This window comes from Conexibacter sp. W3-3-2, from assembly GCF_009707605.1.
GTDB lineage: Bacteria > Actinomycetota > Thermoleophilia > Solirubrobacterales > Solirubrobacteraceae > Paraconexibacter > Paraconexibacter algicola.
Genome location: NZ_WLYW01000001.1, coordinates 2270031 through 2286541, shown reverse-complemented (window position 1 = coordinate 2286541; position 16511 = coordinate 2270031). Strand labels below are relative to the sequence as shown.

Genomic DNA, 16511 nt, shown 5'->3' with positions numbered 1-16511 from the left:
CGTGTTCCGCCAAATGATGTGGTAGAAAACCCGCCGTCCCGGGGTTCCCGGGGTTCAAGGACAAGCGGCAGGACACGCCGCACGACGAAAAGGGGTTCCACCATGGCGGCACTGCCGCGTAGTCCCCGGCACATCAGTGCTGAGGGCTTCTTCAAGACCCGTGTGGCCGCACTCGCGGCCCTCGGGCTCCTCGCGCTTCCGGGCGCTGCGTTTGCCGGCGGCTCCGCCGCGGTGCAGAGCGGGACGCTCGTGTTCACCGGCGATGCCGTCGGTGCCGATCTCGATCTCGCCCAGGGGGGCGCAGGTCAGGTCATCATCCGCAACCTCAACGGCGGCGTTCTCCCGGGCACCCTCGACTGCCTCCCGACTGCGAGTGGCGTTGGCGACCCGCTGCCCGGCACCGCCGGCCAGCGTCTCGTCTGCTCGAACGTCACGGTGGGCATCGATCTCAAGCTCGGCACCGGGAACGACGATGTCGATCCCGCCAGTGTCGCGGGCTCGGAGATCACACTGCCGATCAAGGCGACCGGCAACGACGGTGATGACACGATCCGTGGCGGCTTCAACCCCGGTACCGTCACCCCCGACGATCTCGACGGGGAGGGCGGCGACGACACGGTCTTCGGTGACCAGGGCAAGGACCAGCTCTACGGCGGCGCAGGCGTCGACCAGGTCATCGGCGGTGACGGCGACGACGAGCTGTTCGGCGAGGACGGCGTCGACGCACTCGACGGCGGCCTCGGTGACGACAAGATCACCGGCGGCAACGGCAACGACACGGTCGTCGCCCCGACCCCGGCTTCCACCAACGGGGACGACACGTTCATCGAGCTGATCGGCGACGGCAAGGACGTGTACGTCGGCGGTCAGGGCGTTGATCTGATCACCTACGCCGCCTACACCGACGCCGCCTTCGCGCCGGGCTCCGCGCCGAACCTCACGATCAGGGCGGACAACGCGGCCTCGAGCGGCCCTGAGCTCGACACCGTCACGCGCGATATCGAGTCGCTGGTCGGCGGCGACGGGGACGACACGCTCGTCCCGAACGTCTTCGCCGCGGGCAACCTCCACTCCGGGGGCACCATCGACGGTGGGGCCGGCATCGACAGGGTCGACTTCTCCGGACGTACGACCAGCGTGGACGTCAGCCTCGACGACTCCCCCAACGACGGTGGCTCGACCGCGCCACAAGGTCCGGCCGGCGTCGTCGCGAGTCCGATCAACGAGAACCTGAACGTGAAGCCCAGCGTCGAGAACGTGACCGGCGGCTCCGCCAACGACAAGATCGTCGGCTCGGCGCTCGCGAACGATCTCCGGGGAGGGCTTGGCGACGACTCGATCGACGGGGGGCTCGGCGATGACCTCCTCGACGTCGACGGCTCCACCGCCGACAACGGCGCCGACCTACTGGTCGGCGGAGGCCCGGTCGGGGGCCCAGACCGCGACACCGTGAGCTACTCCACGCGCCTCGCCGGCTCGATCACCATCGACCAGGACGGCTCGAGCAACGATGGCGCCGTCAACGAGGACGACAACGTCGCTGCCGACGTCGAGATCCTGACGACGTCCACCAGCGGCGGAAGCGACACCGTCGATGCGGCGGGCGAGAACAACCTCATCACCACGTTCGGCGGTGACGACAGCATCGCCGCCGGTGCCGGCGACGACACCGTCAACGCGGGATCGGGCGCCGATAGCGTGAGCGGCGAGGCCGGGATCGACACGATCAGCGGCGAGGACGGCAGCGACCCGCTGCTCGACGGCGGCGCCGACAACGACACGATCCTCGGCGGGACCGGCGCCGACACGATCCTCGGCGGGACGGAAGACGACACGCTCGAGGGCAACGCCGGCGACGACGAGGTCGACGGCCAGGACGGGAAGGACGTCATCAAGGAGGAGAACGCCCCCAACGGCGCGGACGACCTCAAGGGTGGCGCGGGGAATAAGGACACGATCGACTACACCGGTCGCACCGGCAATGTGACGGTCCACTTCTCCAACCCGCTCAACGGCGACGGTGAGCTCGGCGAGGGCGACCAGGTCGAGGGCTCCTTCGAGATCATCAAGACCGGTAGCGGTGACGACACGATCGTCGGCGACGCGAGCGACGAGGAGGTCACGGCCGGTGACGGCGCGGACACCGTCAACGGCGGGGCCGGGAACGACACGTTCTTCGGCAACGACGCCACCGGCTTCGGCGGCTCGAACGACACGTACACCGGCGGTGACGGCAACGACACCGTGTCCTACGCCGGTCGCGGTGACGGCATGCAGATCACCCTGGACGGCCTCGCCAACGACGGCACGATCTTCGGGGACTTCCCGGAGAACGACAACGTCATCACGGCGAACGTGACGGGCGGTGCCGGTCCGGACTCCATCGTCGGCAGCTTGGGAGACAACACGCTGCTCGGTGGCGGCGGTGCCGACGACATCGACGGCGCCGAAGGCATGGACACCGTCGACGGCGAGGCCGGAGCGGACGTGCTCGACGGCGGCGAGGGTGAGGACACCGTCAAGGGTGGTGCCGGTCCGGACGACCTGCGCGTTCGCGACCTGACCGACGACACGCTCGACTGCGGGACCGGGAGCGACTCGGTCATCGCGGACCTGCTGCCGCTGGACGAGACGCCCGGCAACTGCGAGGTCGTGACGCGCAACGACGGCACCGGGCCCGTCGGGCCGACGGGTCCGGCCGGTCCGACGGGTGCGACCGGCGCGACCGGCGCGACCGGAGCCCCTGGCGCCCCCGGCGCCACCGGGCCTGCCGGGGCGAACGGCACGAACGGCACCAACGGGGCCGCGGGCCCGCAGGGGCCGGCCGGCACCAACGGCACCAACGGCACGCCGGGTCCGGCGGGTCCGGCGGGGGCCACCGGCGCGAAGGGCGACAAGGGCGAGAAGGGTGACCCCGGGTTCACCTCGTCGATCACGGTGCGGAGCACCCGGGCGGGGCGCACCATCTCGGTGCGGGTCGTCCGCCGCGGCCGCGTCGCGAAGAACGTGACCGTCTCACTGCGGGTCGGCAAGACGACGCTGCGCAAGAAGACGAACGCGAAGGGCGTCGCGTCCTTCAAGGTCGCCAAGCGTGGCACGGTGACGGTCACCCGCATCTCCGCCTAGCCACGAACGGCAGGGGTACGGGGGCGCTCCTCGGAGCGCCCCCGTGGGGGCCCGGAGATGCCGCCGGCGCCCTCCGCGCAAAGCGTCGTCGTACCCAGACGGCGCTTCGCGGGGAGGGGTCGGCGGAGATCGCCGGACCGATCGAGCGGAACCCCCGGTCGCGAAGCGCGACTCCGATTCTGCTCTCCCGAGTCCAGCGGGGCGCGGTCCTCGGACCGTGCCCCGTTGGCGCTTTCGTGGCATTGTCCACCGGACGAGTTGACAATTGCGCGGACTGCACCACAACTCATCGAACAACAGCGAGGGTCGCACTATGGGCAGTACTTCTCATTGCGGTTCAATGGGCGCTCGCACGCGGGGAGCGTGGTCCAGGAGTGAGGGTGGGGATAGGTCAGGTGCGAGACGCGTCGCGTGCTGGAGGGCTACAGGGTGACGAGCACATCGAGGTGCTCGGGTGGGTCAATCGCCAGCGCATGGCCGCTGGACGGGACCCGATCGACGCCCTGCCCCGCGGGCGCCCCTGCGATCCCGGTGGCTGTCCCGTGTCGCTGGGCGTCGGCGCCGGACCGATCGGGCCCGAGCTCGACCACCAGGGGCGGCGGTTGCCCGCTGCGGTCCGCGCGTTCCTCGCCGCGTTCGACCTCGGCCTGCTGCCGGAGTACGAGCAGGACCCAGGGCAGCCCTGGGATCCCGCCCCATCGCAGGCGCGATCACGAAGCTGAACGGCGTTGTAGGCGCGTCGCCGTTCCTGAAATCCGCTGGCGCGGGGGCGCTGCACGCTTCGCACCACTTGGCGTGCGCGCGCTGCGTCAAATGTTGCGCGGGAGCCTTCGACGTTCACGCGATCCTGTCAGCTCGCAGGTTCGATCTGCGACTCCCGTGTGCTGACCATGGAGATCTCGACCGAACCGATAGAGGCCCTGCCGGCGACGTTCGTCGACGCGCTGGCCGCCGCCTGGGTCCAGGAGGGGCCGGCCGCTCGCCGTCGGCTCGTCGAGGCGATCGACGGTGCCTATCTGCTGCCCGACGACATGGTCCTGGTGAGCGGCTGGGCCGTCACCGCCACGAACCTCGCGGCGGCCGTCGGGCAGGAGGACACCCAGCCGTACCGCGTCCTGCGCGCGTCGCGGGCGATGGGCCGCACGATCGCGCTCGCCGAGTCGGGGGAGATGGTCCTGGAGGAGGTCCTCCAGCAGTTCTGGGCACGGTTGAGCGACATCTACGCGGAGTGCGCCGAGCAGCACGGCGTGGGTCTACTCCCCGCGATCAGAGGGACGCGAACGCTCGCGCTCGTCGCGGCCAGATCCTCGGCGCAGGCGCTCGAGGCGTTCCGCGAGCAACGCCTCGCGATGGCCGGGCGACCGGCCGATCGGCTGCTGCGGCGGCTGGTCGGGGAGCGGCGCGAGCCGCGTGCGGCCGAGCGCGCGGCCGCGGCGCTCGGGCTCGAGGCCGGGCGCCTGTGGGTCACCGTCGGTCGTCCGCCCGAGGGGGTCCAGCTCGGCGCCTCCGATGCGCGCGCACCACGACTCGTGCCGACCGGGCCGCGCGCGCAGACGGTCCCTCGCGGGGCGGCTGCTGGTGGTCTCGGGGGCCCGGCCCGCCGGTCACGGCGGGCTCATCTGTGCCACCGCCGCCGCGTCGGGGCCGACGGATCTGCCACGAGCGTTCGCGGAGGCCTCGCTCGTCCTCGAGGCGCTCCCGCCCGGCGTCGCGGCCGGGATCAGGGACAGCGTCGACGTCGCCCCGGCCGTCCTGCTGCGGCCGGGAAGTGCGACGGGATGGTTCCTGCGGGAGCGTCGGGGACGGTTGGACGACCTCACGCCCGAGCTGCGGGAGGCCGCCGAGGCGTGGGCCGCCAGCGGCGGCGTCGCCAGTGAGGCCGCGGAAGCGCTCAACGCGAGTGAGACGACGGTGCGGCGACGCGTGACGCGTGTCGGGCAGCTTCTCGACCTCGACCTCGAGAGCCTGGGGGGCTTCTGTGCCCTGCGAACGCTCCTCGTCGCCTCGGCGACCTCGATGTCGTGAGCCGCGACGTGACCGATGACCTGGCCGTGGTGCGTGAGCGTCCAGGCGCCTTCGTGGAGCGCTACGTCGGCGTGCTGGAGCGGCTCGGAATGGTCCCGGTCCATCTGCCGGCGGACACGGCCCGGCTGATCCTGTCGCAGCGTCAGCGCGCCATCCTCCGGACGATGGAGGTCGACGCGCCCAGTCCCGACGACGAGATGTCGCTCCGCGAGATCGGCGACGCGCTCGGGCGCGCCGATGTGCCTCTCGCCCTCGTCGCGGCGGGTGGCGCCGCGTTGCCCGGCGTGCTGCGCAGCGAGCTCACCGCACGCGGGATCCCCGTCCGGCGGAGCTCCGCCGACTACGTCGTCGAGACCGTGCGGCTCGCACGCGCGCTGCGGTGTCTGTTCGAAGGGTGGGAGCAGGGGGGACGCGGTGCGCAAGGCCGCCGGTGGGAAGGATCCCCTTCGTGCGCTGCTCGAGGATCTGCTCGCCGGTCGCGTGACGAGCGCCGGCGCGGCGACGCGTATCTCCCTCGCCGGGCTCCCGCAGGCCCCGTGGTACATCGGCCTCCTGGAGGCGACGGAGCGACCGGCCCGGCTGAGGCCCGAGGTGACGGCGGCACGCACGAGCTACCGCGGCGACGTCGCCTGGCTGGCGACCGTCGACGAGCCCTTCGAGGGACACGCGGAGCTGCTGGGTGGTGTCAGCGCGCGGGTGGCCTCGCGCGATCTGCCTCGCGCGGCGGTCCAGGCGACGCTGGCCTTCGCCGCCGCGAGGCGCACCGGCGTGACGCAGTCGTGGGGCGGTGTCGGTTTCGACGACGGCCTCGCCGAGCATCCGAGCCTCCTCGAGGCGGCGGCCGAGCGACTGCTCGCGCCGCTCGATCCGTCGTTGCGCGCCACGCTCGAGGCGTTCGCGCGCCGCTGGCCGCGCCGCGGTGCGGCAGCCGAGGATCTGGCGATCCACCGCAACACGTTCGCCCGCCGTCTGAGCACCATCGAGCGAGAGCTGCACGTCGATCTGTCCGACCCGGACGTCCTGGTCCAGCTCCACCTCGCGACGCAGCGCCGGAACCGCGACAAGCAGTAAGAATTCCGGACGGTGAACCGGCGGCGGGCCGCATGCGTCAGACTGTGCATGCGTGGTCGCTCCCGAGTTGCAGCTCTTCTTCCTCGACCAGCTGGCGTCGCTGGCGGCTGAGCTCGGTCGGACTCCGACACGGGCTGCGTGGGACGAGGCGCGCGACGCAGCCGCGCTGAGCTCGGCGACGCTCATCGCGTGCTACGGGGCGTGGTCACTCGTCCTCCTCGCCGCCGGGCTGCAGCCGCCCCGCCGCGTGAAGTCCGCTCCGGTCGCCCGCCCGACGGGCCCGGCCGTCGACCCGGAGGTCGCCGCGCGCCGGGCGCGTGCGGCGACGCTGCACGAGCAAGGTGTCTCGTACGCGGAGATCGGCCGCATGCTCGGGGTCAGCCGGGCCACCGCGTACCGCGACGTGCAGGATCCCGAGCGCGTCGAGGCGCGTGCTGCGCGCGAGCGGCGCAAGGAGCCGTGCCCGGGCTGCGGCGGACCGAAGGTCGCAGAGGGTGCCGCCGTCTCGGCGGTCTGCTGGGACTGCGCCCATGCGCTGCGCCGCGGAAACGCACGCGCGCGGACGATCCAGGCGATGCAGGCGTGGGCCGCACGGCACGGTGAGCCGCCGACGTCGACCGACTGGTCCCCGGCCGCCCTGCGCCGGGCCGGCCGGGAGGCGGACGCCGACGCCGTCCAGCGAGAGGGCTGGCCGCCCGCGAGCTCGGTGCAGCGTCTGTTCGGCTCGTGGAACGCCGCGGTGGAGCTGGCCGGGTTCCGGCCGCGCGGGCCCGGGAGGCCCGCGACCTACCGTCGCCCCAGATGAGCCTGTAGTTTCACCAGAATCTCGTGTAGGTTTCCGTCGCGTGAGCGTCGGGATCGGGAGACATCTGCAGGCGGGGGAGGTCGTCGGCGCGTACCGGATCGAGCGCCTTGTCGGACTCGGCGGCATGTCGACCGTCTACGCCGCCCGTCAGGTCTCGCTCGATCGCCCCGTCGCGCTCAAGGTCATGGACCGCAGCCTGGCCTCGGACACCCAGTTCGTCCAGCGGTTCGAGCGCGAGGCGCGGACCGCCGCAGGACTCGAGCATCCGCACGTCGTCCCCGTCTACGACTTCGGATCGGCGGACGGGCACCTCTACATCGCGATGCAGCTGGTCGACGGTGGGACCGTCGGGGACCGCCTGCGCCAGGGGCCGCTCAGCGGCCGGGAAGCGCTCGAGCTGCTCCGCGCCGTCGGCAGCGCGCTCGCCGCGGCACACGACGCCGGACTCGTCCATCGCGACATCAAGCCCCAGAACGTGCTCCTCACGCGCGCCGGGTGGGCGTACCTCGCGGACTTCGGGGTCGTCAAGGGCGTCGCGGACGCGGGGCTCACCGCGACAGGAGCGTTCGTCGGGACGGCCGCCTACGCGAGCCCGGAGCAGATCAAGGCCGAGGACCTCACGGTGGCCTCGGACGTCTACTCCCTCGCCTGCCTCGCGTGTCAGCTGCTCACCGGCCAGGTGCCGTTCCCGCGTCCGACCGAGGCGGCCGTGCTCATGGCGCATCTCGCCGATCCGCCGCCGCGCCTTCCGGGGCTCGACGGCCCCGAGGGGCGACGGATCCAGGAGGTCCTCGATCGGGCTCTGGCAAAGGATCCGGTCGACCGCGAGACGGACGTCGAGCGGTTCGTCGCGGACATCCGCGACGCACTCGTCGGCCTGGGCTCCGAGCGGCTCGGGCGGGCGCCGATGTTCCCGTCGGCCCCGCTCCTGGAGAGCGCGACGCCGGTCGCCCCGGATCCCGATCCTGCACCCGCGATCGTGCCCGAGCCCGTCGCGGCGCCCGAGCGCGACGTCGAGCCCCCGCCGTCGGTCGTCGCCGTGCCCGCACCGCCCCGCTCCGCCGCGGCGGAGCGCGAGACGCCACCGAAGCCCAGGCGGGATCCCGAGCCGCGTGCCGCCCGTCAACGGCCCACGCTCCCGGCCGTCGACGCGCGGATCGTGGGAGGTCTCGCCGCCGTGCTGCTCTTCGTCGCCGGGTTCGCGCTCGCCCGGCCGGCCGGCCCTGCCGACACGGTGCCGGTCCGCCTCGGGGGCGGGCTGAGCTTCGGACCCGTCGACGCGGCCGCGCAGGTCCGGCGGACCGACTCCGGGGGCACCGTGCGGGTCGCCGGGACCACGCTGAGGGCGACCGTGCTGCCCAGCCGCGGGCCGCTGGCCGGTGCCGCCCCGGTCGACGGCGTACCACTGCGTGCCCCGCGCCCGGTCCGCCTCGGTGCCTTCGTCGCGATGCAGGACGGCGACCGCTTCGTCGTCCCGACCACGACCGGTGACGTCGAGCTGCGCTGCGACGGCACCGCTGCCTGTCTCCGTCTCGTCGCGACGCTGCGGGTCCGCGGCGCGACGTCCGTGCCGCTGGGGATCCCGCGCGCGCGGCTCGAGGCGGTTCGCGTCCAGGTCGACCGCCTGCGCGCTGCGGTCGGGACCGCCAAGGGGGTGCTGGAGGCGTCGCGGCGCGGCGCGACACAGGCCCGCGCCGCGCGCGAGCTCGCCGGCACGCTGCGGTCGGTCTCCGCGCGACTGCGTCCCCTGGCGGCACAGGAGCGCCGCGAGGGCCGGTCCACGGCGCTGCGGAGCGTCGTGGCGAGCACCGACCGGGCGGCAGCGCGAGCCCGCGCGCTCGCCCGCGCCGCCGCGACCGCGGACCGCGGCAGGCACAGGAAGGCCGGGCGCGCGCTGTCCTCGGCGCTCCGAGCGCTGCGCGACCGCGTGGCGCGAGCCGGGCGCCTGGGATATCCGGTGAAGGAGGCGGGACGGTGAGCCGTTCGGCGGTCCTCGGCGGAGCGCTCGCGCTGCTGGGCGCCGTGGGCGGGCTCGGGGTGGCGCAGGCGACCGCACCCGACGACGATCCGTGGCGCGACCTCGGGGCCACCGAGGTGGTTGCGGCCCCGGGTCCGGTGACGGTGCCCCCGGCCGGACTGCCCGCCGGGCGGATCGACGTCCGCGCGCTCGCACGACCCCGGCGGCCGAAGCGGAGCGTCGCGTCACCCGTCCAGCCGGCGAGGGGCACCCCGTCCCGCAGCGCGCCGGTGACGCCCGTGCAGCCGAGCCCGCCCGTCGTGCCGCGCCCGCCCGTGGTGGTGCCGCCTCCGGCGCCGCGGCCCGCACCCCCGAGCGACGGTCCCACCGGGGTCGACTGATGCGTCCGGCCCGCACGTGTGGGGCACTGGTCGCGCTGGTCGGGACGATCCTGCTCGTCGGCTTCGGCGTCGTCCAAGCGCAGACGCCGGCGCCCGGAGTCACGGTCACCGTGGGGACCGTGACGCGAACCACCGCCGCGCTGGACATCACCTTCGACGTCCCCGCAGGGTGGAAGTGGCTCGTGGAGTACAGCGCCCCTGCGGTTCGCGGGACGCGGACCGCCGAGCGGGTCGTCCCGTCGTCGGGGCACCGGACGACCACGACGCTGCGCGGCTTGGTCCCGCGCGCGAAGTACGCGGCCCGGATCTTCGTCCGTCCTCCCGACCAGGCGACGTATCCCGTCCTCCAGACGGTCACGTTCACGACGGCAGGAAGCGACGCGCCCGTGGTCCTCGACTTCCCGGCCATCGAGCTGGAGTACCGCAAGCCGCGGCCCGCAAAGGATCGCGACGTGATCCGGGCGCTCGTCCTCCGTGAGCTGGACGCCGTCGACGCGGGAACCCAGCTCGACGTGTTCTGCCGACCGGTCTGCGGGAACGGCTTCCGCTACGTGGAGCGGCGCGGCAACCGCAACTCTCGGCGGGAGCTCGCTCGACCGCCGATGCCGATTCGAGCCGGTCAACGGATCTACTTCGTCGTCAGCCGCCCCGGCAGCATCACCAAGAGCCAGAGCTATCGGCTCAAGCGGGGGCGCAGGAGCCTCGTGCTCGACGTGCCCCGACGGGTGATCCGCTGCTCGGACCCCGACAACGGCAACCGCCGGGTCCGCTGTCCCAAGCGGAGGTAGCCGCCGGGCAGCTCCCGGCTGGCGTTGCATCAATCCAAAGTGTAGATTGATGCCGTGATCAGCAACCAGCTCCGTGCACGCCGCGTCGCCGTCGCGATCGCGGCCGGCATCCTCCCGCTCCTCGCCACTCCAGCCGCCGACGCCGCGCCGCGGACGGGCTCGCTGAAGCTGGAGATCCGCACCCCCTCCGGCGTGCCCGCCACCGCCACGCTCCGCGCCGGCGCTCGCCGCGTCGTCGCCGCGAAGGTCGACCGGGGCACCGTCCTCCGCCGGACCCTGAAGCTCCGCGCCGCGACCTACACGGTCGACGCCGCGGTCCTCCAGCACGACGGTCGCCTCTACGGTCCGGCGGCATCGCCCGCGCGCGTCCGGGTCCGGGCCCGCCGTTCGGCGAAGCTGACGCTGCGCTACGTGCTGCTCCCGACCGCCAGCGCGCTCACGCCCTCGGAGATCTCGCCGACCACGCTGTCGTTCTCGTGGAGCGGTCCGGCCGGTGCGTCCTACGTCGTGCGCCGTGCCCCGGGCTTCGACGCACCCGCGACGCCATCAGCCGGCGCGGCGGTCGCCGTGGTCGGCAGCGCGGCCAGCGACACCGGCCTGACGCCCGGATCGCAGTACTCGTACAGCGTCTTCACCGTGACAGGGGGACGCACGCTCGGGCCGGCGACGCTGACCGTGGGAACCGCCCCGGCGCCGGGGGGCGCGGCCCCGACGTTCGTCGCCGCCCCGGGGACCGCGATCCTCACCAAGGCGGACGTCGCCTCCGCTCGTCCGCTGACGCAGGGCGCTGCGGTGCGTCTGGCGGGCGGGCAGTCGCTTCCCGCCGTCGGTGACCACCTGGTCGTCCCGGCGACCGGCGAAGTCGACCTTGCGTTCGTCGGTCGCGTGGCCTCGATCGCCGTAGACGGAACGCTCACGGTCGTGCCGGTCAGTCTCCCGGACGCATTCGACTACGTCGACCTCGTCATCCCTGACTTCGAGCGGGCGCTGCGGCCAGTCGGACCGCGAACCCGCGCCGGGCTCCGCGCCAGTCGCCGGAGTTGCGGCGGCGAGGGCACTGCAGGCCTCGGCGTGAAGCCCGATGTGGGACTCGGCGGCGGGGGGCGGATCGAGATCTCGACAGGAAAGTTCCTGGGCCTGGACGTTCCCAAGGGCGTCAACTACGACCTGGGACTCTCGGTTCGCGCGCAGTTGCGGATCTTCGCTGAGGTCACCGGCAAGCTCGACTGCAACGTCGAACTGGCCACCGTGACGCAGTCGCTCACGCCGCCTCCCGTCCCGACGGCAGTCTCGTTCACGCCCAGGGTCTCGATGTCGGCGTCGGCCGCAGCTCGGTACGTCGGCGGTGGGGTGTCCGCCGAGGCGGGCGTCGCCGCGTCGGGCTCCTTGCCGGGCACACCGCAGGTGAAGCCGATCTTCAATGGCAAGGTGCTGGAGGCCTCTGGTGTCGATCTGTCCGGCCAGATCAACGCACGTCTTCAGGGGTCCATCACCCTCGGCCCGGGTGCCGGTGCAGGCCCGGCGGGGCTGGTCGTCGGCCCGACCGGGACCATCACTCCCATCGACGTGACGGTCTCCGCGGCGTATGACTCGCAGGACCCGCGGAACACGGGCTGCGCTGTCGTACGGGCTGGCGGCAGCGCCGCCCTCGGCATCAGTGCGCGGGGATCGGTGCTCGGCAAGGGAGTCGATTGGTACTCCGAACTGCTCGACGGCTCGTTCGAGTACTTCAAGCGCGCCTTCCCCCAGGACTGCGACAAGAAGCCGGCGCCGGCGACGCCGGCCGACCCGGGTACGTCGGTGCCGCCGCCCACCGGCGGTGGCGGCAGCCAACTGCCGGACTGCGACTGCGGCCCGCCGCCCGGGTTCCGTCGCACGAGCGTCGTCTGACGTCGTCCGGGGGCCGGGGGTGACCGAGATGCGCGAGCGCCGCGAGGACCCGGTCCGCGTGGCCCGTTCCACGCTGCGGCTCTCGGTCATTCCGGGGCCGCGACGTGATCCGGTCGACGTCGAGATCGACGCGCCCGCGACCGCGACCGTCGGTGCGGTCGCGGCGGCGCTGGCCGACCGGCTCGGCGTCGACGCGCCGGGGGGGCCTCGACGTCCGGCGGCTCGGGGCGATCTCCGGCGTGACCACCGTCGCGGCCAGTGGCCTGCGGGACGGAGACATCGTCGCCCTGGGCCGCCTCGGTCGGGAGGTCGACGTCGCGGCGACCGCGGTCGAGCTGCGCATCGTCGGCGGATGTCGGGCCGGCGCGCGGATCGCCTTGCCACCCGGGCGGACGACCATCGGCCGGGCGGACGCCGCCGACGTGACCGTGCAGGATCCGGCGCTGTCTCGCGAGCACGTCGCGCTCGTGGTGGACCCCGGCGGAACGGTGGTCGTCAGCGACCTCGGCACGAGCAACGGCACGGCGGTCGACGGTCGGCCGTTGCGCCCCGAGACCCCGGAGGTCCTGGAGCGTGGCGCGGTCGTCGAGGCGGGCCGCACGGTCTTCGCCGTGGTCGACGCGCCGCTGACCGTTCGTGTCGCCGCCTCCCGCGTCCCCGTCGCCGGGACGGCCGGCGCAGTGCCCTTCAACCGGCCGCCCCGGATCCGCACGACCTACGCCCCCGGATCGGTGCGTCTGGATAGCCCGCCCATGCGCCAGCGGCGTCAGCAGATCCCCTGGTTCCTGATCGCCATGCCGATGGTCATCGGGATCGCGATCTACCTCATCACGCGCTCCCCGATCGCGATCGTGATGGCCTGCCTCACGCCCGTGCTGCTGCTCGCCAACGCGATCGCCGACCGGCGCTACGACGACTCCGAGCACGCGCAGGACGTCCGCGCGTGGGAGCACGACCTCGTCGAGCAACGGGAGCGGCTGGTGATCGATCACGCCCACGAGCGGGCCGCCCGGCGGCGGCTCGCACCGGACCTCGCCGAGCTGGAGGCGCGCGCGACGGGCCTCCAAGCCGAGCTCTGGGAGCGCAGGGCGACCGACCCCGATGCGATGGCGCTGCGTCTCGGGACCGCGGACCAGCCGACCGAGGCGACCATCGAGCTCCCGCGAACCGGCGACATCGAGCTGCGGCAGGAGGCCCGCGACAGCCTCGAGCCGCTGATGACGGTCCCTGCCGTTCCGGTGATGGTCGATCTGCGCACGGTGGGCGCCGTCGGCGTCGTCGGCCCGGAGGCCGCGCGCCACGCCGCCGCCCGCGCGATGCTCGTGCAGGCCGCGACGCTGCGCAGCCCGCTCGACCTCGTCATCGCGGCCGGGATCTCCGAGGCGCTCGCCGAGCAGGAGACCTGGCTCTCGTGGCTGCCGCACGTCACCGCGCCCTCGACCCTGATCGACGGTGACCGCATCGCGATCGGACGGCAGGCGACCGACGAGCTCGTCCGCACGGTCATCGCAGTGCTCGCGGAACGACGCGCGGACGACCGTCCCCGCCAGACGGGCCGTACCGGCGTGCTGCTGGTGCTGGACGATGTCGTCGCACCCGACCGCAGCGTCGTGGCGTCCCTGCTCGAGGGCTGCGCCGAGCACGAGGTGCACGTGCTCTGGCTCGCCGGGCAGCGCGCCGACCTCCCCGGTGGGTGCGGCGCCATCGTCGAGCTCCACCCGGACCAGCCGGGGCGCGGCAGCGCGACCTGGGCGGCCACCGGCGTCCACATCGCGGACATGACCGTCGACCAGCTGGAGCTCGAGACCGCGGACCGCATCGGGCGCAGCCTCGCCCCGCTGCGTGACGTGACCGCCGCCGGCGGCGGAGAGCTGCCCCGGCGCGTCTCGCTGCTCGAGCTGCTCGATCTCACCGACCTGCAGCCGGAGCCCATCATGGACCGCTGGGACGACCTCACCGGGGCAGGGCTCGCCGCGCCGCTCGGTGCCGGGCCGGACGGTCCCTGGGAGATCGATCTGCGCGACCAGGGTCCGCACGGGCTCGTCGCCGGCACCACCGGCGCCGGCAAGAGCGAGCTGCTGCAGACGATGATCGCGTCGCTTGCGGCAGCGCACCCGCCGTCGCGGTTGTCGTTCCTCCTGATCGACTACAAGGGCGGCGCGGCGTTCAAGGACGTCGGACAGCTCCCGCACTGCGTCGGCCTCGTCACCGATCTCGACGAGCACGAGGTCCGGCGGGCGCTCGTCTCGCTCGAGGCGGAGCTCAAGCGCCGTGAGCACCTGCTGGCCGCGGCCGGTGCCAAGGACCTGCTCGAGCTCGAGCGCCGCTCCGCCGACGCGCCGGCGCCACTCGTCATCGTCATCGACGAGTTCGCCACGCTCGCCAAGGAGGTCCCGGCGTTCGTGGCGGGCGTCGTGGACGTCGCCCAGCGAGGTCGCTCCCTCGGGGTGCACCTCGTCCTCGCCACCCAGCGCCCGAGCGGTGCGATCACGGCGAACATCCGCGCGAACACGACCCTGCGGATGGCGCTGCGCGTCGCGTCCACCGAGGACAGCGACGACGTCGTCGACGTCCCCGACGCGGCCCGGCTTCCGCGTTCCATTCCGGGACGCGTCCTGGTGCGGATCGGCCCCGGCGAGCTGACCGAGGTCCAGACCGCCTACGGCGGAGGCTGGACCCCGCGCCCCGGCGAGGATGACGGGTCGGTGCGCATCCGGTTGCGCTCCGACGACATCGGCGCGAGCGCCCGGCCGGACGTGGACCAGGGGCCGACCGACCTGCAGCGGCTCGTCGCGACGATCGAGGAGGCGACGGCCCTGGCCGGGGAGGTCGCGCCCCCGAGGCCGTGGCTGGCGCCCCTCCCGCCCGCGATCGCACGGGCCGACCTCGGGGACCTGGGTCCCGAACCGGACGGCGTGGCGACCCTCGGACTGGCCGACGAGCCCCGCCGCCAACGACAGACCGTCGCGAGCGTGGACCTCCGTGCGGTCGGCTCGTTCCTGGTCTACGGGGCGTCCGGTTCGGGGCGGTCGTCCACGCTGCGCCAGATCGCCGCGAGCCTCGCCGCGGACACCCCGGTCCGACGACTGCACCTGCACGCCATCGACGCGGGAGGGGGAGGGCTGCGGCAGCTCGCGGACCTGCCGCACACCTCCGCCGTCGTCGTGCCGGAGGACGTCGAGCGCGTCGAGCGCGTGCTGCAGCTGCTCGTCGAGACGCTGGAGGAGCGCCAGCGGGCGTTCGTCCAGAAGCACGCCAACGACCTCGACACGCTCCGCGAGCGGCGGCCCGACGCGACCCTGCCCCGTCACGTCCTGCTGATCGACGGCTGGACCGCGTTCGCCGAGGCGTTCCAGGACGTCGAGCGCGGGCGGCTCCTGGATCTCGTCGTCCGGCTCGTCGCCGACGGCCGCGGAGCAGGCATCCACCTCGTCATCTCCGGCGACCGCCGGGCATCGATCCCGACGCCGATCGCGGCCGCCGTCCCGCGGCGGCTCGTCCTGCGGATGGCCGCGGAGGACGACTACGCGCTGCTGGGGCTCGCCGCAGGCGTCGGCGGCCCGGACCTGCCCGCGGGGCGCGGATTCCTCGACCGGGACCTCGAGGTCCAGATCGCGCGGACCGCGGCGACGACCCTGGCGACGGAGGAGGACGCCGCGTTCCGCGCCTGGGCCGCGACCGTGGCCGACCGCGAGACCGAGCGTGCGCCGGCGATCGGGCGGATGCCGACCGTGGTGGACCTCGCACCGCTCGGGCCGGCCGAGGGTCGCCTGACGGCGACCCTGGGCGTGGAGGGCGAGCGTCTCTCGGCGATCGGCGTCAGCCTCGAGAGCGGCCACCTGCTGGTCGCGGGTCCGATGCGGACCGGGCGCTCGACGACGGTCGCGACGATCGCCCAGGGCCTGATCGACGACGTCGCGGAGGCCCATCTGCTGCTCCCGCGCCGGTCGTCGCTCGCCGGGATGCCCGGGTGGACGTCGCAGGTGCGTGGTGTGGCCGACTGCGCCGCGGCGCTCAAGGCGCTGCTGACGCGGGTGCCGGAGTTCCGCGACCCCGACGGTCCCGTCCTGCTCGTCGTGGTCGACGATGCGGTGGAGCTGGAGGACGTCCTGCGAGCCGACGACGATCTCGAGGCGCTCCTCGCCGCCGGGCGGGACGGGGCCGTCCGCGTGATCGCCGCCATCGAGTCCGCGCAGCTGCGGCACTACTCGCCATGGCTGAAGACCCTGCGTCGGCAGGGCTGCGCGGTGCACCTCGAGCCATCGGTCGACGACGGGGACGTCTTCGGGGTGACCTATCCGCGGTCGCTGCAGCGGGCGCCACGGCTTCCCGGTAGGGGTGTGCTCGTCGACGGCGGGCAGGTCGTTCCCGTGCAGGTGGCGCGACCCGACATTGCGTTGCGCCAAGATTCTGCATAGATTAAGTCGTCCGCGCGGGGCGCGGTCAGC

11 protein-coding genes are annotated in these 16511 nt (G+C 73.6%); all 11 read left to right on the top strand.

What is annotated here, in order from left to right; translation table 11 throughout:
- The first annotated feature begins 102 nt into the window (after positions 1 to 102).
- The 11 genes from GKE82_RS11190 (at position 103) to GKE82_RS11145 (ending at position 16481) form a co-directional block, all read left to right on the top strand.
- A complete protein-coding gene (locus GKE82_RS11190) occupies positions 103 to 3126 on the top strand; it encodes an S-layer family protein (protein ID WP_196189171.1) in 3024 nt (1007 codons plus the stop codon).
- A 473-nt stretch (positions 3127 to 3599) separates the two neighbouring features.
- Positions 3600 to 3848 carry a hypothetical protein gene (locus GKE82_RS11185; RefSeq protein ID WP_154733329.1) on the top strand — a complete coding sequence of 83 codons (249 nt, stop codon included), beginning with the start codon at positions 3600 to 3602 and terminating at the stop codon, positions 3846 to 3848.
- A 168-nt stretch (positions 3849 to 4016) separates the two neighbouring features.
- Positions 4017 to 5003, top strand: coding sequence for a hypothetical protein (locus tag GKE82_RS27030; RefSeq protein WP_196189170.1), 987 nt, complete (start codon positions 4017 to 4019; stop codon positions 5001 to 5003).
- A complete protein-coding gene (locus tag GKE82_RS31405; protein WP_196189169.1) occupies positions 4933 to 5151 on the top strand; it encodes a helix-turn-helix domain-containing protein in 219 nt (72 codons plus the stop codon). Before GKE82_RS27030 ends, GKE82_RS31405 begins: the two co-directional genes overlap by 71 nt.
- Before the next feature lie 414 nt (positions 5152 to 5565).
- Positions 5566 to 6222: a helix-turn-helix domain-containing protein gene (locus GKE82_RS11175; protein WP_196189168.1), complete on the top strand. Its 657-nt coding sequence runs from the start codon at positions 5566 to 5568 to the stop codon at positions 6220 to 6222.
- Positions 6223 to 6274: 52 nt separating this feature from the next.
- Positions 6275 to 7027, top strand: a complete 753-nt coding sequence (locus GKE82_RS11170; protein ID WP_154733326.1) for a homing endonuclease associated repeat-containing protein — start codon at positions 6275 to 6277, stop codon at positions 7025 to 7027.
- A 40-nt stretch (positions 7028 to 7067) separates the two neighbouring features.
- Complete coding sequence (locus GKE82_RS11165) at positions 7068 to 9005, top strand: serine/threonine-protein kinase (protein ID WP_196189167.1); 1938 nt, start codon at positions 7068 to 7070, stop codon at positions 9003 to 9005.
- A complete protein-coding gene (locus GKE82_RS11160) occupies positions 9002 to 9385 on the top strand; it encodes a hypothetical protein (protein WP_154733324.1) in 384 nt (127 codons plus the stop codon). Before GKE82_RS11165 ends, GKE82_RS11160 begins: the two co-directional genes overlap by 4 nt.
- Positions 9385 to 10173 carry a hypothetical protein gene (locus GKE82_RS11155; RefSeq protein ID WP_154733323.1) on the top strand — a complete coding sequence of 263 codons (789 nt, stop codon included), beginning with the start codon at positions 9385 to 9387 and terminating at the stop codon, positions 10171 to 10173. The genes GKE82_RS11160 and GKE82_RS11155 overlap by 1 nt, the downstream gene beginning before the upstream one ends.
- A gap of 411 nt (positions 10174 to 10584) precedes the next feature.
- Entirely contained in the window at positions 10585 to 12063 is a 1479-nt protein-coding gene (locus GKE82_RS11150; RefSeq protein ID WP_154733322.1) for a fibronectin type III domain-containing protein, read from the top strand.
- A 239-nt stretch (positions 12064 to 12302) separates the two neighbouring features.
- Positions 12303 to 16481, top strand: a complete 4179-nt coding sequence (locus GKE82_RS11145) for an FtsK/SpoIIIE domain-containing protein (protein WP_154733321.1) — start codon at positions 12303 to 12305, stop codon at positions 16479 to 16481.
- Positions 16482 to 16511: the final 30 nt, after the last annotated feature.

What these genes read in the sequence shown, in the direction of transcription:
- GKE82_RS27030 (WP_196189170.1), top strand. Translation starts at nt 4,017, where the DNA reads ATGGAGATCTCGACCGAACCGATAGAGGCCCTGCCGGCGACGTTCGTC.
- GKE82_RS11190 (WP_196189171.1), top strand. Translation starts at nt 103, where the DNA reads ATGGCGGCACTGCCGCGTAGTCCCCGGCACATCAGTGCTGAGGGCTTC.
- GKE82_RS11185 (WP_154733329.1), top strand. Translation starts at nt 3,600, where the DNA reads ATGGCCGCTGGACGGGACCCGATCGACGCCCTGCCCCGCGGGCGCCCC.
- GKE82_RS11155 (WP_154733323.1), top strand. Translation starts at nt 9,385, where the DNA reads ATGCGTCCGGCCCGCACGTGTGGGGCACTGGTCGCGCTGGTCGGGACG.